This is a genomic window from Pelovirga sp., from assembly GCF_059864205.1.
Genome location: NZ_JCBCBS010000005.1, coordinates 38,787 through 55,392 on the forward strand (window position 1 = coordinate 38,787; position 16,606 = coordinate 55,392).

Here is a 16,606-nt window from a genome sequence, read left to right on the forward strand (position 1 = left end):
CCCTTGACATAGGATCCGAAGATCCGGTGCTGAACAGATACGTTTTCTGCTTTACTGGAGTCAAATAGCTAACCAGATAACTTTTTACAGGGATCATATCGGCTTAACGGAAAAATGACAGTCCCAGGCGGAATGTTTCGGTGCGTTGTTGATAGTCAATCAGGCTTTCTGCGAGGCTGTTGCTGTATTGCAGGTGCAGATAGACATTGAGGTTGTTGCCGAGCAGGCGGTCGATGGGATAGGTCAGGTCGGTCTGCACCGAGGTGCCTTTGCGGGCAAAGCGCAAGTTGGTTGTGAGCATCAAACTATGAGCCCTGCCGATGCGGGTTTCCAGTGCAACATAGCCGCGATAGTCGGGCAGGTCGGGGTTGGTATCATTGTTATTGTTGACATAAACAAGAAACTTGGGGCTGATCATGAGACCCAGGCGCGAGGGTTGGTGGTAAAAAACTCCCATCGGTTTGATGTAAAAGTAATTGGTGCTGCGCGATCCGCCGCCATCGCGACCGTTTGATTCGTGGGTTAAGCCGGAACGTACAAAAAAACCGGCCATGGCGTCAGAGCGACTTAGATTCTCGGTCTGAAACATCAGTTGCGGCTTATAGCTGGTGTCGTTAAAAGGGATAGAGTCAGAGGACAGATCCCAGAAGGACGTCTGGGTATAAGCAAAGAATAAGCCACTAAACCACGGATACTTCTGACTTAAGGAGCCGCTGCGATTGAGCAGGCGATATTTGAAGCTCAGCTGAAATGTGCTTTTTCCCGGATCGCTGCCGACCAGAAAGTAGATGGGTTCATAAGTGAACAGGTCTGCAGTGTAAGACTGATAGAGGGATTCGATATCTTTAAGGGAATGATAAGAAACTTCAGGTAGTTTACTGCCGTCGTTGCGGGCGCTGGCGATGGCCAGATGAGGTGCCGGCGTCACGTCGATAAGGATGCTCGCCTCCGCCTGTTCAGCCAAACGTACCTGCAGCGTTGCAGAGAAATCCAGAGGTAGAATCAGCTGATATTCCTGGCGATAAAATTGACCGGGAAGCAGTTCAACGGGCTGCGACGCCAGGATCGCCTGGGCGCGAATCTGACGAGTTGCGCCACTATTCGTCGTCAATTCCACCTGCAAATAGGAGGGGGATGCCAGGGATAGGGAATCACTGGATTCATTGTGAAAGTAGGCGAAAAAAGTCGCACTTTGGCCGGCCGTCATCTCCTGTGCTGGAAACAGCAGCAGCGGCACCGGCCCCTCCTGAGCCGCAAGGGGTGAGCTTAGCAGCAGGTAGGTCAGAGCAAACAGCGTGATATGGTGCAGCCAGGCTGAGGGGCGCAATAGGCAAATCGTTTTCATAATTATTCCAGCGCCACATCAAGGGCTTTGGCTGGTATTGGTGCTGCGATTGCTTTTATGAGTACCAGCGTCAGATCATCGTCAACGGTACGGTCGCCGCGAAACTGGTCAAGTTCGGAAAAAATACGAGCAGCAATTTCTTTTGTTGACAGGTTGGCCGACTGCTGGAGGATCTCCCGTACGCGACGGGTACCAAACATCTCCCCGGCGAAGTTGTGGGTTTCCCAGATGCCGTCGGTACCGACCAGCAGGATGTCTCCCGGATTGAATTTGATGGTCGGCTCCATTTCATAAGCCGACTCTCCAATAATGCCCAGGGGTATGCCGGAGCTTTCCATCTCCTCAATGTGACCTTCAGGCTCCCCTGTACGGTAAAGGTAAAGTGGAGCCTGTCCGGCAGAGATCCAGTCCAGGGAACAGTGTTCAGGATTCAACGTTCCCAGGAAGAGGGTCATAAAGCTCGAATCATCGGTGGATTGAGCCAGCTGTCGGTTGATTTTACTGACCAGTACGGGTAGCTCTGTCTTGTGCTGTTCGATCAAGGCGTGGAGCATGCCGCGGGCTGTTGCCATCACCAGTGCCGCGCCGATGCCGTGCCCTGACACGTCGCCGACAACAATTCCGAGGGATCTGTTGTCCTCTGTCCCGAGGTGAATAAAATCATAATAATCACCACCGGTTTCGTCACAGTAACGGCTTACCCCGGTTAATTCAAAATTGTTGACTGCCGGCGTTTCATGGGGCAGTAACTGTTGTTGAATTTCTTTTGCCAGTGCCAATGACTGTTTCAGCTGTTCCCGCTCTTCGAGACGACAGCTGAGACCGTTGAAAATTTCTCCGAGGTTTTGCAATTCATCTCTGGTACGAATGTCGACCCGGGCGTCAAATTTTCCCTGGGTGAGCTGTTGGGCGGCAGCAGCCAGCTGGGTGATTGGTTCGGTGACCCGGCGGGCATGGCGCAGCGCCAGAAAAACAGCTGCCAGCACTGCAACAAGAGTTATGACGGCACTGGAGGATAACCCAAGGGTGATCTGGCGGTTCACCGCTTCCTGAGCCTGTGCGGCCGGGGCGATGATCCGTTCGAAGGGCACAATGACGAGGGGGAAGGGGGTATCACCGGTACGGACACCATAGGCAAATAGCACCTCTTCGTCTGCATACTCGATCTTTCTCACGGCAGAGCGCCCTTGCAGCAAATCGCTTGCTACCGGTTCGAGCTGTGGGTCAGACAGATCAATAAACTCCGGAGTTAAAGGCAATGACCAATGACGGGATAGGGTGTTTTCCTGGTTGGTCAGGAGGATCTCAAGTTGTCTTGACGGGTCGGATTCGTCGTGGTTGAGGCGCATGATCATGCTTTTAGCCGCACCGCGCCATTCTGGTGGAATATTCCAGTCAGTGAAAAGTTTGTGGTAATCAATATCCAGGGCGGTGACCCCGAGAAGTTCGCCGGCGCCGTCATAAACCGGTTGTGCCAGAGTCAGGATCAGCGAGCCGGTGGTGACATCGGTCAGCACCTGCTGCACGGTCCCGCCATAGATAACGGCCTGTTGATACCACTGACGCTGGCGCGGATCATAGTCTGCCGGGTATCCGCCCTTGCCGGGATAGCTCGAATGAACCCCGCTGGTCAGTGCTGTGTATTGCCATAGAAACAGCTCCGGTTTGATCTGTTGCAAGGAACGATAAACCGCAGTCATGTCGGCCATGCGATGAAGCTGATCGTTAACCTCGACAAGATCGGTGTCCGCTACCAGATAAAAGACCTGGTGGTTCCAGGAAACCGCCAACGGCGACAGTGACCCATCGTGATCGCGCCGCAGATGGAGAGGGGAGGGTCCCAGGTCGACAGGTTGTCGGAACGGGTGATCAAAATCACCAGCTAGATACACCGGAACGCTATGCTCGGGCGGCGGGCTGATAAATGCCTGCCGCACCGCTTGCGCCTGTGCTTGCAGGGCAAAACGTGCCATAGCGTGATCACGGGTAAGGATCCGGCCGAAATCATCAACCAGCATGTGCAGTAAGTTGACAGCGTTGTCGTTGATCAGGGTATGAGTTTCCTGCGCCAGCTTGTTGCCGTAGTGGGTCACCAGGCTACGCTGCGCAAGAAAACTCAGCCCCAGGGGGAGCAGGGTGATCGTCAGGAGCAGGAGCAGCAACTTGGTGCGAAAGTTCATGGTGTAAACACCTTTTGGAGTCGAAGCTTATTCCTTCAGCCAGCTAGAAATTTTGGCCTCTTCCGTCGCCCAGTCGGGTGAAAGACGCATGCTGAGGAATAATTTTAACAGACTATCGACCATTTGCTCACCTTCTTGTACCGCAGCTATCTTGGTCAAAAAAGCTGCCTCAGCCTCAGCAGCTGGATCCGTATCCGCATCTTTTTCCGGGCGCAACATCGGCGTGAGAAAATTCCCAAAAGAAAACCGCTCCCCTTTGAGGGTCAGTTTCCAGGCGTGATCTTCGTCCAGGCGCAGGTGGATGGTCGCCTCTTCAATCTGTTTTCCCTGGGCCAGGGCGGCCTTCACTTCAAGGAAACGATCCTGCGGACCGGCGACAACGATTTTTTGTATCCCTTCCTGGCCACCACCCACCAGCACCAGGCGGTTGTCGAGAAATGCGTTGAAGGGTTGCTGTTCCAGCAAGGGACCGGGCACACTGATGCCATAGTTGGAGTCGGAGTTGAGTGTGCGATAAAAAAGCCAGTAGAGAAAATCACTGCCCAGCCAGCGATTGGCCTCAATCAGTTCCAGGGTGCTGTCTGTTTGGGCCTGGTTGGCCTTGCCAAGGGCGGGCCGTAATTCTTCAGGCAGCACCCGGGCGGCACGCTCCAGTGGTGGCAGGAGCTGCAGGCGCAGGCCGGGAAATGTTTGGTGAAAAAGGCTCTGGAAGCTATCGAGTGCGTTTTTTCCCAACGAGCAGAAACGGATCAGTTGCAGATGAGTGTCCCAGACCAGATTGGTTACAGCAGGGGTTGGCAGGGTACGGGCGAGAAGGGCATCGCGCGCCTGATCGCGCAGTAGTTCGCGCTGGGATTTGGGAACTCGTTGATAGGTCGGGTGCGCTGCCAGAAACTGCCCGCAGAGATGACCAAAGTGACGCTTGAGTAGTGCTCCAGGTACGCGGCGGCGATCCTGACGCAGGCTGAAGCAGAGATACTGATCCCGGCGATAGCTTCTGATTGTGTTGAATTCGCTGTCCTCATCATCGTCAAAGGCCACCCAGCCGGTCGCCAGTTCTTCGGCCGATTGTTCGATGGAACGGAAGCCTTCAGCGGCAAGTTTGCTGCTGATAAGATCATCATTGTTCTGAAGTTCTTCGGCGCCCTTGACCTGAAAATAACAAATACTGCTAGAGGCAGACAAAAAGCCCATGAAAAAATCCTTTAATGAAAGTAGTTTGGAGTGTCCAACTGATAGATCAGACTGCAATGCAAAAACAAGGGTTCTTGCTCCCTGTAGGTGGAAAAAGAGCCTTTATCGATTTTTCCTGATGAAGGCATTGATGCGCTCTTGGTCGTGGTGGAGAATATTGATAAAGCGCATGCCGGTGGTGGCGGCCTCTTCGTCGATCATGCAACTCCAAACGACTTCAGCTATGACACAGACAGGTGGTTTGCTATCATCCAGGTGGATCAGAATCAGGCACAGATCCCCCTGATTGGCTGCCGGTTTCATGGCAAAGCGGATTCCGCCGGCACTGATATTGACCTGGCAAGGGCGAAATCCCTGAAAAATCAGCGGCGCTTCCGGGCTATAGAGAACCTTGAGGTTTTTTTCCCAGATCGAACGCATGGCCGGTAAGGTCTTTGCGCTGCGACTGAAACGAATACCTAAATCACAATTCAGGCGTTCTTTGACGCGGCGCTGAAACAGCGACATGTCATAATTAAGCGAGATGGCAAACTGATTGTTGCTGAGTTTTTTTTCAAGGTGGCCACTGACACGGGCACCCATTCCCATCACGTCAGTGGTGACTTCTATAACCGTGTCGGGGGAGATGGCGTAGTGCTCAACAACGTCGCTGCCATAGGGGGAGTTGACGATCAGCTGGTTGCCTTCCACCTCTGCCACAGAAACAATCAGCAACTCGGTACGCCTGGTGGCTGACGATTGATCGTTCTGATGTTGCAGAACGAGTTGCTGATCAGTTTTGAAGTAACGTTTGAAATTCATCTGTATTTCCGTTTGCTCGTTCTGGTTCTGACGGCTGATTTTCCCTCTTATATCACATAAAAAAGGCCATGGGGGGTACGTATTTCTCTTTTTTCAATAACTGCAGATTGTTACTGTCTGTATCTATCTGCGTAGGAGTTTCTGTTGCTGTGCCGGCGAAAGGTTTGATCATGAAAGATTCACCAAGAGATTGCTTTGCGGTTACGCCTCCCGGACTTGAGGCCATCTGTTTTCAGGAGCTTGTCGGGTTGGGTTTGTGCCCCCAGGAGCCGGTAAAGGGTGGGGTCGGTTTTACTAGCGGTGGGGTCCGTGATATCTACCTGGCCAACCTCTGGTTGCGTAGCGCAAACCGCATTCTGGTGCGTCTGGGATCGCTGACTGCCCGCGATTTCCCGACCCTGTTTCAGCGTCTGGTACGCCTGCCCTGGGGGCGCTACATCAAACCCGGGACAGCATGCGATGTCCGGGCGGCCAGCCAGCGTTCACGCTTATCGCACACCGGGCGCATCGTCGAGGTGTGCCGGGAAGCCATCAGTACAGCATTAGGATCATCAGTGGTGGGCGCCGGCCCGGCGCAGATGGTCCTGTTGCGGATCAGTGGTGACCATGTCGTGATCTCCATTGACAGTTCCGGCGAACATCTGCACCGCCGTGGTTATCGCCAGGCGCGCAGCGCTGCGCCCTTGCGCGAGAATCTCGCTGCCGCGGCATTATTGGCTTGTGGTTATGATGGTTCAATGCCCCTGGTCGATATGATGACCGGTTCCGGTACCTTTGTCATTGAAGCGGGACTGATCGCCGCGAACAGGCCACCCGGAACCCGGCGCGATTTTTCATTTATGCGCTGGCCAAAGTACCGTGAGCACTTGTGGCGGCAGTTGCTGATTGCGGCCAAGGAAGGGGAACGATGTTGTGGTCATGCTGCTATTTATGGTGTCGACACGAATCCCAGGGCGATCCTGGCCGCGCGCGCCAATCTTGAGCGCGCAGATCTGGGCCCTGCTGTTGAGATCAACGAAGGAAAACTGCAGGAGCTGGTGCCGCCGGGGGATTGCGGATTGTTGATCGGCAACCCGCCATACGGTGCCCGCCTGGGCGGCAGTACGGACCTGCGATTATTTTATCGTGATATTGAACATCTGTGTGGTGGTGCGTTCGCACGTTGGAAGTGTGCTCTGTTGTGTCCCGAAACGGTTGCTGTGCAGATGAAAAAACTGCACATAAAACCTCTGATCGGTTTTTCTCATGGCGGCATCCGGGTTTTTCTCTATATTAAAGAGCCGGGGGAATCCCCTTGACTTGCCAAGGGTTAAGAGTGTATAAGACCCACCTCTTGCAGCAGCAATAAGTTTCTGCAAAGATCGAGAAGAAAGTGGGGTGATTGTTCGTGGAAATCACTGTTATCGACGGCAACGTCGAAAAGGCGATTAAAGTCCTGAAGCGTAAGTTGCAGCAGGAAGGGCTTTTCCGTGAAATGAAGCAGCGCAAGTTTTACGAAAAACCAAGTATCAAGCGTAAGCGCAAAGAGAAAGAAGCCCAACGTCGACTGCGCAAGAAAATGCGCGCCATCAAGCGGTTTGCCTGATCGGTCAAGGCGTTAAAGTAATTCATCAGCACGATAAAAAAGCGGAGAATCCGACAAAAGGGTTCTCCGCTTTTTTGCTTCCAGCGCCTTGACAGGCGAATAGGCTGCAGTTATATTCCTAGTTCGTAATTATTCTTGATAGGTGAATTGAGATTGTCAATGAATTCGTTTTTTTCGCGATGATCGTGTAATCGATCGGGAAGATGATACAATCTTTTAATCTGTGTGTGCTGTTATTCGCTGTGCAAACGGTTTAAACAGGGAGCACTCATTATATTCAATAGCAAACCACCTAACAAAGGAGAGACAAATGAGCGAACCAAGGTGTCCGGTTACCGGTAAAGTTGGCAGTACAGTCGCCGGCCAGGGGCCGACCAATCGTGACTGGTGGCCTAATCAATTGAATCTGGGGATTCTGCACCAGCATGCACCGGCTTCCAATCCCATGGGATCCGACTTCAATTATGCTGAGGAATTCAAAAAGCTGGATTTGGCTGCGGTTAAAAAAGATCTGGTGGCCGTGATGACCGACTCGCAGGAATGGTGGCCGGCCGACTGGGGACACTACGGCGGGCTGATGATCCGCATGGCCTGGCACAGTGCCGGCAGTTATCGTAGTGGTGATGGCCGTGGCGGCGGCGGTACCGGTAACCAGCGTTTCGCCCCGATCAACAGCTGGCCCGATAACGGCAACCTCGACAAGGCGCGGCGCCTGCTGTGGCCGGTCAAGCAGAAGTACGGCAACAAGATTTCCTGGGCTGATCTGATTATCCTGGCGGGTAACTGCGCACTGGAATCAATGGGTTTTAAAACCTTCGGGTTTGGCGGTGGTCGTGAAGACATCTGGCAGCCGGAAGAGGACATTTATTGGGGTTGCGAAGCTGAATGGCTGGGTGACAAACGTTACAGTGGTGATCGTGAGCTCGAAAACCCCCTGGCTGCAGTGCAGATGGGGTTGATTTATGTCAATCCTGAAGGTCCGAATGGTAACCCTGATCCGGTGGCTTCTGGTAGGGACGTGCGTGAAACTTTCGCCCGTATGGGGATGAACGATGAAGAAACTGTTGCTTTAACGGCGGGTGGACATACCTTTGGTAAGTGTCATGGCGCCGGCGATGCCAAGCATGTAGGTCCGGAGCCGGAGGCCTCCCCCCTTGAAGAGCAAGGGTTTGGTTGGAAAAACAGTTTTGGTAGTGGTAAAGGTGGTGACACTATCACCAGCGGTATTGAAGGGGCCTGGAAACCCAATCCCACCACCTGGGACAACGGTTACTTTGATATGCTCTTCGGCTATGAGTGGGAGCTGGTCAAAAGCCCGGCTGGAGCCAATCAGTGGCTTGCCAAGGATGTCAAAGACGAACACATGATCGTCGATGCTCACGATCCGTCGAAAAAACATCGTCCCATGATGACCACAGCTGATCTATCGTTGCGTTTCGATCCGCTTTACGAACCGATCTCGCGCCGTTTTCACCAGGATCCGGAAGCCTTTGCTGATGCTTTTTCCCGCGCCTGGTTCAAATTGACCCACCGTGATATGGGGCCCAAGGCACGTTACCTGGGAGCGGAAGTGCCCCAGGAAGATCTGATCTGGCAGGATCCGCTCCCCGCCGCCGATCACCCGCTGGTTGATGCTGCTGACATTGCCGGATTGAAAGCAAAAATTCTTGATGCCGGCCTTTCTGTTGCCGAGATGGTTTCAACTGCCTGGGCCTCCGCATCGACCTTCCGCGGTTCTGATAAGCGCGGTGGCGCTAATGGTGCACGGCTGCGTCTGGCTCCGCAGAAGGACTGGAGCGTTAATCAGCCGACGCAGTTGGCCAAGGTGCTGGGAGCTCTGGAAAAGGTTCAGCAGGAGTTCAACGCCGCCCAGACCGACGGCAAGAAAGTTTCTATCGCTGATCTGATCGTCCTGGCTGGTGGTGTCGCTGTTGAGGCTGCGGCCAAGGCCGGTGGCTTTGATGTTGAGGTTCCGTTTACTCCAGGACGCACCGACGCGACTCAGGAACAGACCGATGTCGAATCCTTCAATTTTCTTGAGCCGGAGGCCGATGGTTTCCGCAACTATCAGAAAACCGCTTACACTGTACCAGCTGAACATATGCTGGTTGATAAGGCTCAATTGCTGACCTTGAGTGCGCCGGAAATGACGGTATTGGTTGGCGGTTTGCGGATGCTCGGTGCTAATGCCGATCAATCACAGCATGGTGTATTCACCCGGCAGGTGGGCGTCCTGAACAACGATTTCTTTACTAACCTGATCGATATGAGCACCGTCTGGAAGCCGGTATCAGAAGCTGGAGATGTGTTTGAGGGGCGCGACCGTAAAACCGGTGAACTCAAATGGACCGGTACACGTGTCGATCTGGTCTTCGGCTCCAACTCACAACTGCGTGCCCTGGCCGAAGTCTACGCCCAAAGCGATGCCAAAGAAAAATTCGTCAAGGATTTCGTGGCCGCCTGGACCAAGGTGATGAGTCTGGATCGGTTTGATCTGGCGTAAAAGTAACGTTTTAAATGAAAGCCAAGAAACAAAGCGGGATCCCGGAGACGGAATCCCGCTTTGTTTATAAGGTATTCGGCGCATTCAAGGCCCCGAATTACTTCGGCCAGGTCTCCAGATTCAGTCCCGACACCTTCTCAACAATTCTCACCACCTGATGGCTGTAGCCGTATTCATTGTCGTACCAGATATAGAGAACGCAGCGGTTTCCCTGGACGATGGTGGCGAGGGAATCAACGATACCGGCGTAGCTGGAACCAACCATGTCGGTGGAGACGGCTTCCGGGGAATTGGTGTAGTCGATCTGGTCCTGCAAAGGTGATTCCAACGACATGCCGCGCAGGTACAGATTAATCTCTTCAACACTGGTTTCCAGATTCAATGTCAGATTGAGAATCGCCAGGGAGACGTTGGGGGTTGGGACGCGGATGGCGTTGCCGGTGAGTTTGCCGGCCAGTTCCGGCAACGCCTTGGCTACCGCTTTGGCGGCGCCGGTTTCAGTGATGACCATGTTTAACGGGGCACTGCGCCCACGCCGTTCTTTGTTGTGATAGTTATCGATCAGGTTCTGGTCGTTAGTGTAGCTGTGGCAGGTTTCGACATGTCCGTTTTCGATACCGAAGCGGTCGTTGATAGCCTTAAGAACCGGAACAATAGCGTTGGTGGTGCAGCTGGCTGCCGAAAGGACTGCATCGCCACTTTCCAGCAGATCATTGTTGACGCCGTAGACGACATTGGGAATATCCCCTTTGCCCGGTGCGGTCAGTAGCACCTGGGTTGCGCCGGGACGCAGATGGCGTGACAACCCGGCGCGGTCGCGCCACTTGCCGGTATTGTCAATGACGATGGCATTGTTAATGCCGTAGCTGGTGTAGTCGATTTCTTCCGGTGAATCGGCGTAAATGATGCGGATCTGGTTGCCGTTGGCAACAATCGAGCTCTGTGCTTGGTCAACAACAATGGTGCCTTTAAAGTGGCCATGAACTGAATCGCGGCGCAGCAGACTGGCGCGTTTGGCGAGATCATCATCGCTGCCTTTACGCACGACAGCCGCGCGCAGACGCAACTTGTCGCCACCACCGGCCTGCTCAATAAGGATGCGCGCCAGCAGCCGTCCGATCCGGCCAAAACCGTAGAGGACAACGTCGCGGGGAGCACTGAGCTGATGCCTCTTGCCGGTATCCAGGCCTTTTAGTTGTTCACTAACAAAAGTGCGGATGTCCCTGCCTGATTGTTCCCTATAGCGCAGAACCAGTTTGGCCAGATCGACCTTGGCCGGAGCCAGATCCATCTCTGCCATGACCTGCAGAATGGGATAGGTATCCTTGACCCAGATTTCCCGGTTGATGATCTGCCGCGCAAAGCGATGAACACGAAGAATGTCGATGGTTGACTGATTAACGAGGTTGCGGTCAAAAACGGTGCAAATGACTTCGTGATCGCGGTACAGCTTGCCAATCAGCGGAATCATCAGTTCGGCAATGGCCTCCCGCTCTTTCCAGTCCTTGAAATAGTCCCCTACCACTGTCTCACCCATGGTCGTTTCCTTTCGTGTTGCGAATGTTTTTTAAGTCTTTAACAATATGTGATATACCAACCGTTAAAATCAAGCGTATAGTAAAAGATCCAAATTGCTATTGCAACAATTTGCAGGCTCTAAACCGGGCGTTGGCGGTGTGGTATGACTCTATCCGGATAATGCTCTTCATCTATACTGATATGGAGGAATCATTCATGGCTGATGTGGTGAACTATCGGGATCTGGGACTGGTAAATTCGCGTGATTTGTTCAAGGCTGCAGTGTCAGGCGGTTATGCAATACCAGCATATAATTTCAATAACCTGGAGCAACTTCAGGCAATTGTTGTGGCTTGTGCAGAAACTAACTCTCCCGTCATTATACAGGTCAGTAAGGGGGCTCGCAGTTACGCCAACGAAACCATGTTACGGTATATGGCTATGGGTGCGGTGCGCATGGCGCGCGAGATGGGATCAGAAATTCCTATTGTTCTCCATCTCGATCATGGTGATACCTTTGACACCTGCAAAAGCTGCATCGAATCCGGTTTTTCCTCGGTGATGATTGATGGTTCTCATCTGCCTTACGAGGAAAACGTCGCCCTGACCCGCAAGGTGGTGGAATACGCCCGCGCCCATGATGTGACAGTTGAGGGCGAACTGGGTGTTCTCGCCGGGATCGAGGATGAGGTGGTTGCCGAGCATTCGACCTATACCCAGCCAGACGAGGTGGAGGATTTTGTCAGCAAGACCGGTGTTGATTCCCTGGCCATCTCCATCGGTACCAGCCATGGGGCGTTCAAATTCAAGGTCAAACCCGGTGAAGAGCCACCCCCTCTGCGTTTTGATATCCTTGAAGAAATTGAAAGACGCATCCCCGGCTTTCCTATCGTTCTGCATGGAGCATCGAGTGTTGTGCCCGAGTATGTCGAACTGATCAACCAGTACGGCGGTAGACTCGAGGGGGCCGTCGGCGTCTCGGAGGATCAGTTGCGTCGTGCCGCGGCGAGTGCCGTTTGCAAAATCAATATTGATTCCGATGGCCGTCTGGCCGTGACGGCGAAGATTCGTGAATATCTGGCCAATGATCCCGGTGAGTTTGATCCGCGCAAGTACCTGGGCGCGGCGCGCAAGGAACTGATCAAGCTGATCAAGCATAAGAATGAGGCGGTGCTGGGGAGTGCCGGGCGCGCTTAGTAACTGTAACCTAGCTGTAAACGATCTTTTTAAAAGGGTTGTTGCCTTTACCGAATTAGCCGCCAGTCCGGGTTGAGCTTTTCTGCCTCCCTCCGGAGTGGCGGTTTTTTATTCACCGGATGTTACGGCATTTTGGGTGATTGCTGGTTCTCAGCAGTAAATTCAACGTCAATCGTGATTTCTCTGTTGTCACGCAATAGTTCAAAGGTTGCCTTGTCGCCAATCTGTTTGTCAGCCAGGGCATAGGTCAGATCCAGTCTGTCGGTGAGGATTTCTCCATCTATCCGTAGCAGGATGTCACCGCTACGCAGGTCATGTGCCGCTGCAGCTGAATCGGGCAACAGCTTGTCGATAAGGACTCCCTGTTGCTCAGCGGTACCCGGTGTTATAACCACCCCAAGCTTGACTCCCACCCGCAGCAACTTCTCGTATTCAGTAACATAGAGAAAGTGATATGGAAGCAGCGGATATTCCGGGGTATCGACCTTCATGATGCGGTCCGGGTTGAGTGTTTTGGACTCCTCTGTTTCGGTCGTGCCGATGAGCAGATAGCTGACTGGCAAGCGCCGGAACAGGCGCCGAGGAATTCCAAAACCATATTGGATATGGTTGCTTCCGGCAACAACCATGACCTGGTGATTTGAGTTTTTGGTGCTCAGATAGTCTGCCAGATGGGCAGCCATGGTCTCATCCCAGAGGGTTTGCACCCTTTCGAATCCGCTCAAGTTGCCGTGCCCCATGGGATGTCCCGACATGAAGGCGCTTAGCATGGCACGATAGTGCGGGTCGTCGAAGTCCATTTCCGGTAATCGGGCTTGGTCTTCTGCGGAGAGATCCTCGATTGCTGTTCTACTGAGAAGTTGTCTGGTTAAGGGCTCGGCGTTCAGAGCGAGAATTTTTATGCCCTGATCCCGACAGAAAAGCAGCAGGTCGCGGTAAAGGGCAAAGTCAATTTTCCAGGTTGAATGCCAATCCACCTGCCTTAAGAACTCTTTCTCGCTCAGTTCACCGGCACTCCATTGATCAAGGACCGGTTGTTGTGACGGCGTGAACATTTCCATTCCCAGGGCGATCCTGTCTGGATTGTCTGTTGCCAGTGCCCGGAGAATTTTTTCCTGGACACGGTGTGATGCCGGGTTATCGTGGGTTTCACCAACGTAGATGACCTGAGCTCGCAGGGCATGATCAATAACGGTTTCGTCGGAGACCCGGAATCCGCTGGGCAGATGAAATATGTCGCCGGCGACGATTGGTTGTGACAGTGGGTACGGCTGCCGGGCGGTGGCAGTGGGCTGAGGGGTTATATTGGTCATGGTACAGGCACTCAACAACATCAGCAAGAAGACAAAAGACACTAAACGGATCAGCAGATACACGATAACAACCTGTCGGAAAATGAGTAAAGGTTCTGATCTTGACGATAAAAAAGATTACACCATAAACCCCTCTGGCGATTCAAGGGGTCGTAGGCCGGTATAAGCTTGGGTTTGCCGGACAATGCAGGATGTTTCAGGTTTTGGGGGGTAGCCGTTGTTTTCTATTGACAGGGTTTACAGGAAAGGTAGATTCATAGATTGTCTTTAGTTCTTGGATTCATGGGAAAAGCGGCGTTTCGCCGGTGGTTTATGTGTTCGCACGGGCGTTGGTGACTTTTCTGCAAACGCAAGGGAGATGAAAATGAGCAAGGTTCTGATTATCGGTGCCGGCGGTGTCGGTCGCGTCGTTGTCCATAAATGCGCTCAGCGCAAGGATATTTTTTCCGCCATTACTCTGGCTTCGCGGACCAAATCTAAGTGTGACGAAATTGCTGCAGAAATCAAGGATGTAACAGTTAAAACGGCGCAGGTTGATGCTGATAATGTGCCTGAATTGGTCGCCCTGATCAAGCGCGAACAACCGCAACTGCTGATCAATGTCGCCTTACCCTATCAGGATCTGACGATTATGGACGCTTGCCTTGAGACCGGCGTTGATTATCTTGACACGGCCAACTTTGAGCCGCACGAAACGGCAAAATTTGAGTACAGTTGGCAGTGGGCCTACCATGACCGTTTTAAGGAAAAAGGGGTGATGGCACTGTTGGGCAGCGGTTTTGACCCTGGAGTGACCAATGTTTTCACTGCTCTGGCAGCAAAAAAATACCTTGATGTGGTGGAGGAAATCGACATTATTGATGCCAATGCCGGGAATCACGGTTTACCATTTGCGACCAATTTCAACCCGGAAATCAATATCCGCGAGATAACTGCCACTTGCCGGCACTGGGAGCATGATCAGTGGGTCGAATCGGCACCGCTCTCGACCAGGCGGGTTTTTGATTTCCCTGAAGGGATCGGACCGATGAACATTTATCGGCTCTATCACGAAGAAATGGAATCGCTGGTCAAGCATATCCCGACCATCAAAAAAGCCCAATTCTGGATGACCTTTTCCGACAACTATCTCAAACATCTGGAGGTGTTGCAGAATGTCGGCATGACGCGTATCGACGAGGTTGAATTCCAGGGGCAGAAGATTGTGCCGATCCAGTTTCTCAAAGCACTACTCCCTGATCCGGCCAGTCTCGGTCCTTTGACCAAAGGTAAAACCTGTATCGGCGTGATTGCCCGTGGAACCAAAAATGGTCAGCGTAAACAGGTCTACATCTACAATATTTGTGATCACCAGGCTTGCTACCGGGAAACCAATTCCCAGGCGATCAGCTATACCACCGGGGTCCCGGCGGTGGTCGGCGGCATCATGATGGTGACCGGCAAATGGCACGCCCTAGGCGTTTGGAACATGGAGCAGTTTGACCCGGAGGTTTTCCTTGCCGAGCTGGGCCCGATGGGGCTACCGTACACGGTTGTTGAAGGTCAGTGGCCGGAGCTGTAGCAGGTGACCGGTATCGACATTCCCAACATCCTGAAGCTGGCGCCGTCGCCTGCCTATGTCATCGATCTGGGGCGCTTGCGCCATAATCTTGCGATTCTTGATGACGTGCAGCAGCGTAGCGGGGCAAAGATTCTTTTTGCCCTCAAGGCTTTTTCCTTTTGGCCGCTGTTTCCCCTGATGGCCCAGACCCTGAAAGGGGTCTGTGCCAGTTCCCCCTGGGAGGCGCGCCTTGGCCGTGAGGAGTTCGGCGGTGAGGTGCATTCCTTCTCCGCTGCCTTCAAGGAAGCGGATGTCGAGGAGTTGCTCGCCATCTCTGACCACCTGGTGTTTAATTCTTTTTCCCAACTGGAGCGGTTTCGTCCCCTGTGGGAAAAAACACAAGGGCGTGTGTCCATTGGCCTGCGCGTTAACCCACAGCATTCGGAAGGAGCGGTGCCCCTCTATGATCCCTGTGCGCCCAAGTCGCGGCTGGGGATACCACGGGCAGAATTTGACGGGCGCTCCCTTGATGGCGTTGACGGGCTGCATTTTCACACCCTGTGTGAGCAGTTGTTCGAGCCGCTGGCGCGCACTGCTGCAGTGTTTGAAGAAAAATTCGGCGCGTTCCTGCCGCGGCTGAAGTGGGTCAATTTTGGTGGTGGTCATCATATCACCCGTGCGGGGTACGATATTGACGGGCTGATCGGGCTGATCCGGTATTATCAGAACAAATACGGGATTGATGTGTATCTTGAGCCGGGCGAGGCGGTCGTCATCGGCACCGGCCTGCTGGTCGGCGAAGTTCTTGATCTGGTGCACAATGAGGTTGATAACGCAATTCTCGATGTATCGGCGACCTGCCATATGCCGGATGTGCTGGAAATGCCCTACCGTCCGGAAATCCATGGTGCCGGTGCGCCGCAGGAAAAACCTTTTACCTATCGTCTCGGTGGGCCATCCTGTCTGGCCGGCGATGTCATCGGCGATTGGTCGTTTGATCAGCCTCTGGCGGTCGGTAGCCGCCTGGCGTTTGAGGATATGGCTCATTACACTACGGTCAAAACCACGACCTTCAACGGCATTCAGCATCCACACTTATGTACCTATGAGCCTGATACGGGTGAATTGACGGTGGTGCGCCGTTTTGGTTATGTCGATTTCAGAAGTCGCCTCGGTTGATTGGTCTAAAAGTTTTGTAACTATTCAGTACTATCCTTGCGCAGGGCCTTTGGCTCCTGTGGCAAGGGTGTTTGTCGCCATGGACGGCGACAACAAGCGGTCATGGATGACGAAAAGCGTCCCTTGACATAGGATCCCCGATCCGCTGCTGAACAGTTACAAGGTTTTTTGCTATTGATAGTTGGACGGAATCGGTCATCGTCATTAGTGGTTGCCGATTTTGGTTATGATAAGAACAAGGGTCCGATCCA

General features: G+C 53.1%; 12 protein-coding genes. 6 read left to right on the top strand and 6 right to left on the bottom strand.

Annotated elements, in window-relative coordinates; translation table 11 throughout:
* Positions 1-103: 103 nt before the first annotated feature.
* The 4 genes from AC6F7T_RS00430 to AC6F7T_RS00445 all read right to left on the bottom strand — a co-directional run bounded on the left by AC6F7T_RS00430 (position 104) and on the right by AC6F7T_RS00445 (position 5,520).
* A complete protein-coding gene (locus AC6F7T_RS00430) occupies positions 104-1,345 on the bottom strand; it encodes a phospholipase A (protein ID WP_500715973.1) in 1,242 nt (413 codons plus the stop codon).
* A gap of 2 nt (positions 1,346-1,347) precedes the next feature.
* The gene (locus tag AC6F7T_RS00435; protein WP_500715974.1) at positions 1,348-3,525 is read right to left on the bottom strand and encodes a SpoIIE family protein phosphatase; all 2,178 of its coding nucleotides are present in this window, start codon (positions 3,523-3,525) and stop codon (positions 1,348-1,350) included.
* Positions 3,526-3,552: 27 nt separating this feature from the next.
* On the bottom strand, positions 3,553-4,719 hold the full coding sequence (rdgC, locus tag AC6F7T_RS00440; RefSeq protein ID WP_500715975.1) for a recombination-associated protein RdgC: 1,167 nt from the start codon (positions 4,717-4,719) through the stop codon (positions 3,553-3,555).
* Between the two features lie 102 nt (positions 4,720-4,821).
* A complete protein-coding gene (locus tag AC6F7T_RS00445; RefSeq protein WP_500715976.1) occupies positions 4,822-5,520 on the bottom strand; it encodes a PilZ domain-containing protein in 699 nt (232 codons plus the stop codon).
* Between the two features lie 170 nt (positions 5,521-5,690).
* On the opposite strand from AC6F7T_RS00445, the gene AC6F7T_RS00450 reads away from it, so the two are divergent.
* From AC6F7T_RS00450 to katG, 3 genes are all read left to right on the top strand, one after another.
* The gene (locus AC6F7T_RS00450) at positions 5,691-6,818 is read left to right on the top strand and encodes a THUMP domain-containing class I SAM-dependent RNA methyltransferase (RefSeq protein ID WP_500715977.1); all 1,128 of its coding nucleotides are present in this window, start codon (positions 5,691-5,693) and stop codon (positions 6,816-6,818) included.
* Positions 6,819-6,907: 89 nt separating this feature from the next.
* A complete protein-coding gene (gene rpsU / locus AC6F7T_RS00455; protein ID WP_191153948.1) occupies positions 6,908-7,105 on the top strand; it encodes a 30S ribosomal protein S21 in 198 nt (65 codons plus the stop codon).
* Positions 7,106-7,415: 310 nt separating this feature from the next.
* The gene (katG, locus tag AC6F7T_RS00460) at positions 7,416-9,608 is read left to right on the top strand and encodes a catalase/peroxidase HPI (RefSeq protein WP_500715978.1); all 2,193 of its coding nucleotides are present in this window, start codon (positions 7,416-7,418) and stop codon (positions 9,606-9,608) included.
* 97 nt (positions 9,609-9,705) lie between these two features.
* On the opposite strand, the gene AC6F7T_RS00465 is transcribed toward katG, so the two are convergent.
* Positions 9,706-11,145 (bottom strand): glyceraldehyde-3-phosphate dehydrogenase, encoded by a 1,440-nt coding sequence (locus tag AC6F7T_RS00465; RefSeq protein WP_500715979.1) that lies wholly within the window; start codon positions 11,143-11,145, stop codon positions 9,706-9,708.
* 197 nt (positions 11,146-11,342) lie between these two features.
* Between AC6F7T_RS00465 and AC6F7T_RS00470 the strand changes: the two genes are divergently transcribed.
* Complete coding sequence (locus AC6F7T_RS00470) at positions 11,343-12,323, top strand: class II fructose-bisphosphate aldolase (RefSeq protein ID WP_500715980.1); 981 nt, start codon at positions 11,343-11,345, stop codon at positions 12,321-12,323.
* Between the two features lie 122 nt (positions 12,324-12,445).
* On the opposite strand, the gene AC6F7T_RS00475 is transcribed toward AC6F7T_RS00470, so the two are convergent.
* Entirely contained in the window at positions 12,446-13,699 is a 1,254-nt protein-coding gene (locus tag AC6F7T_RS00475; protein WP_500715981.1) for a ChaN family lipoprotein, read from the bottom strand.
* Between the two features lie 301 nt (positions 13,700-14,000).
* On the opposite strand from AC6F7T_RS00475, the gene AC6F7T_RS00480 reads away from it, so the two are divergent.
* Positions 14,001-15,197 (top strand): saccharopine dehydrogenase NADP-binding domain-containing protein, encoded by a 1,197-nt coding sequence (locus tag AC6F7T_RS00480; RefSeq protein ID WP_500715982.1) that lies wholly within the window; start codon positions 14,001-14,003, stop codon positions 15,195-15,197.
* Positions 15,198-15,200: 3 nt separating this feature from the next.
* Positions 15,201-16,355 (top strand): carboxynorspermidine decarboxylase, encoded by a 1,155-nt coding sequence (nspC, locus tag AC6F7T_RS00485; protein ID WP_500715983.1) that lies wholly within the window; start codon positions 15,201-15,203, stop codon positions 16,353-16,355.
* The last annotated feature ends 251 nt before the right edge of the window (positions 16,356-16,606 follow it).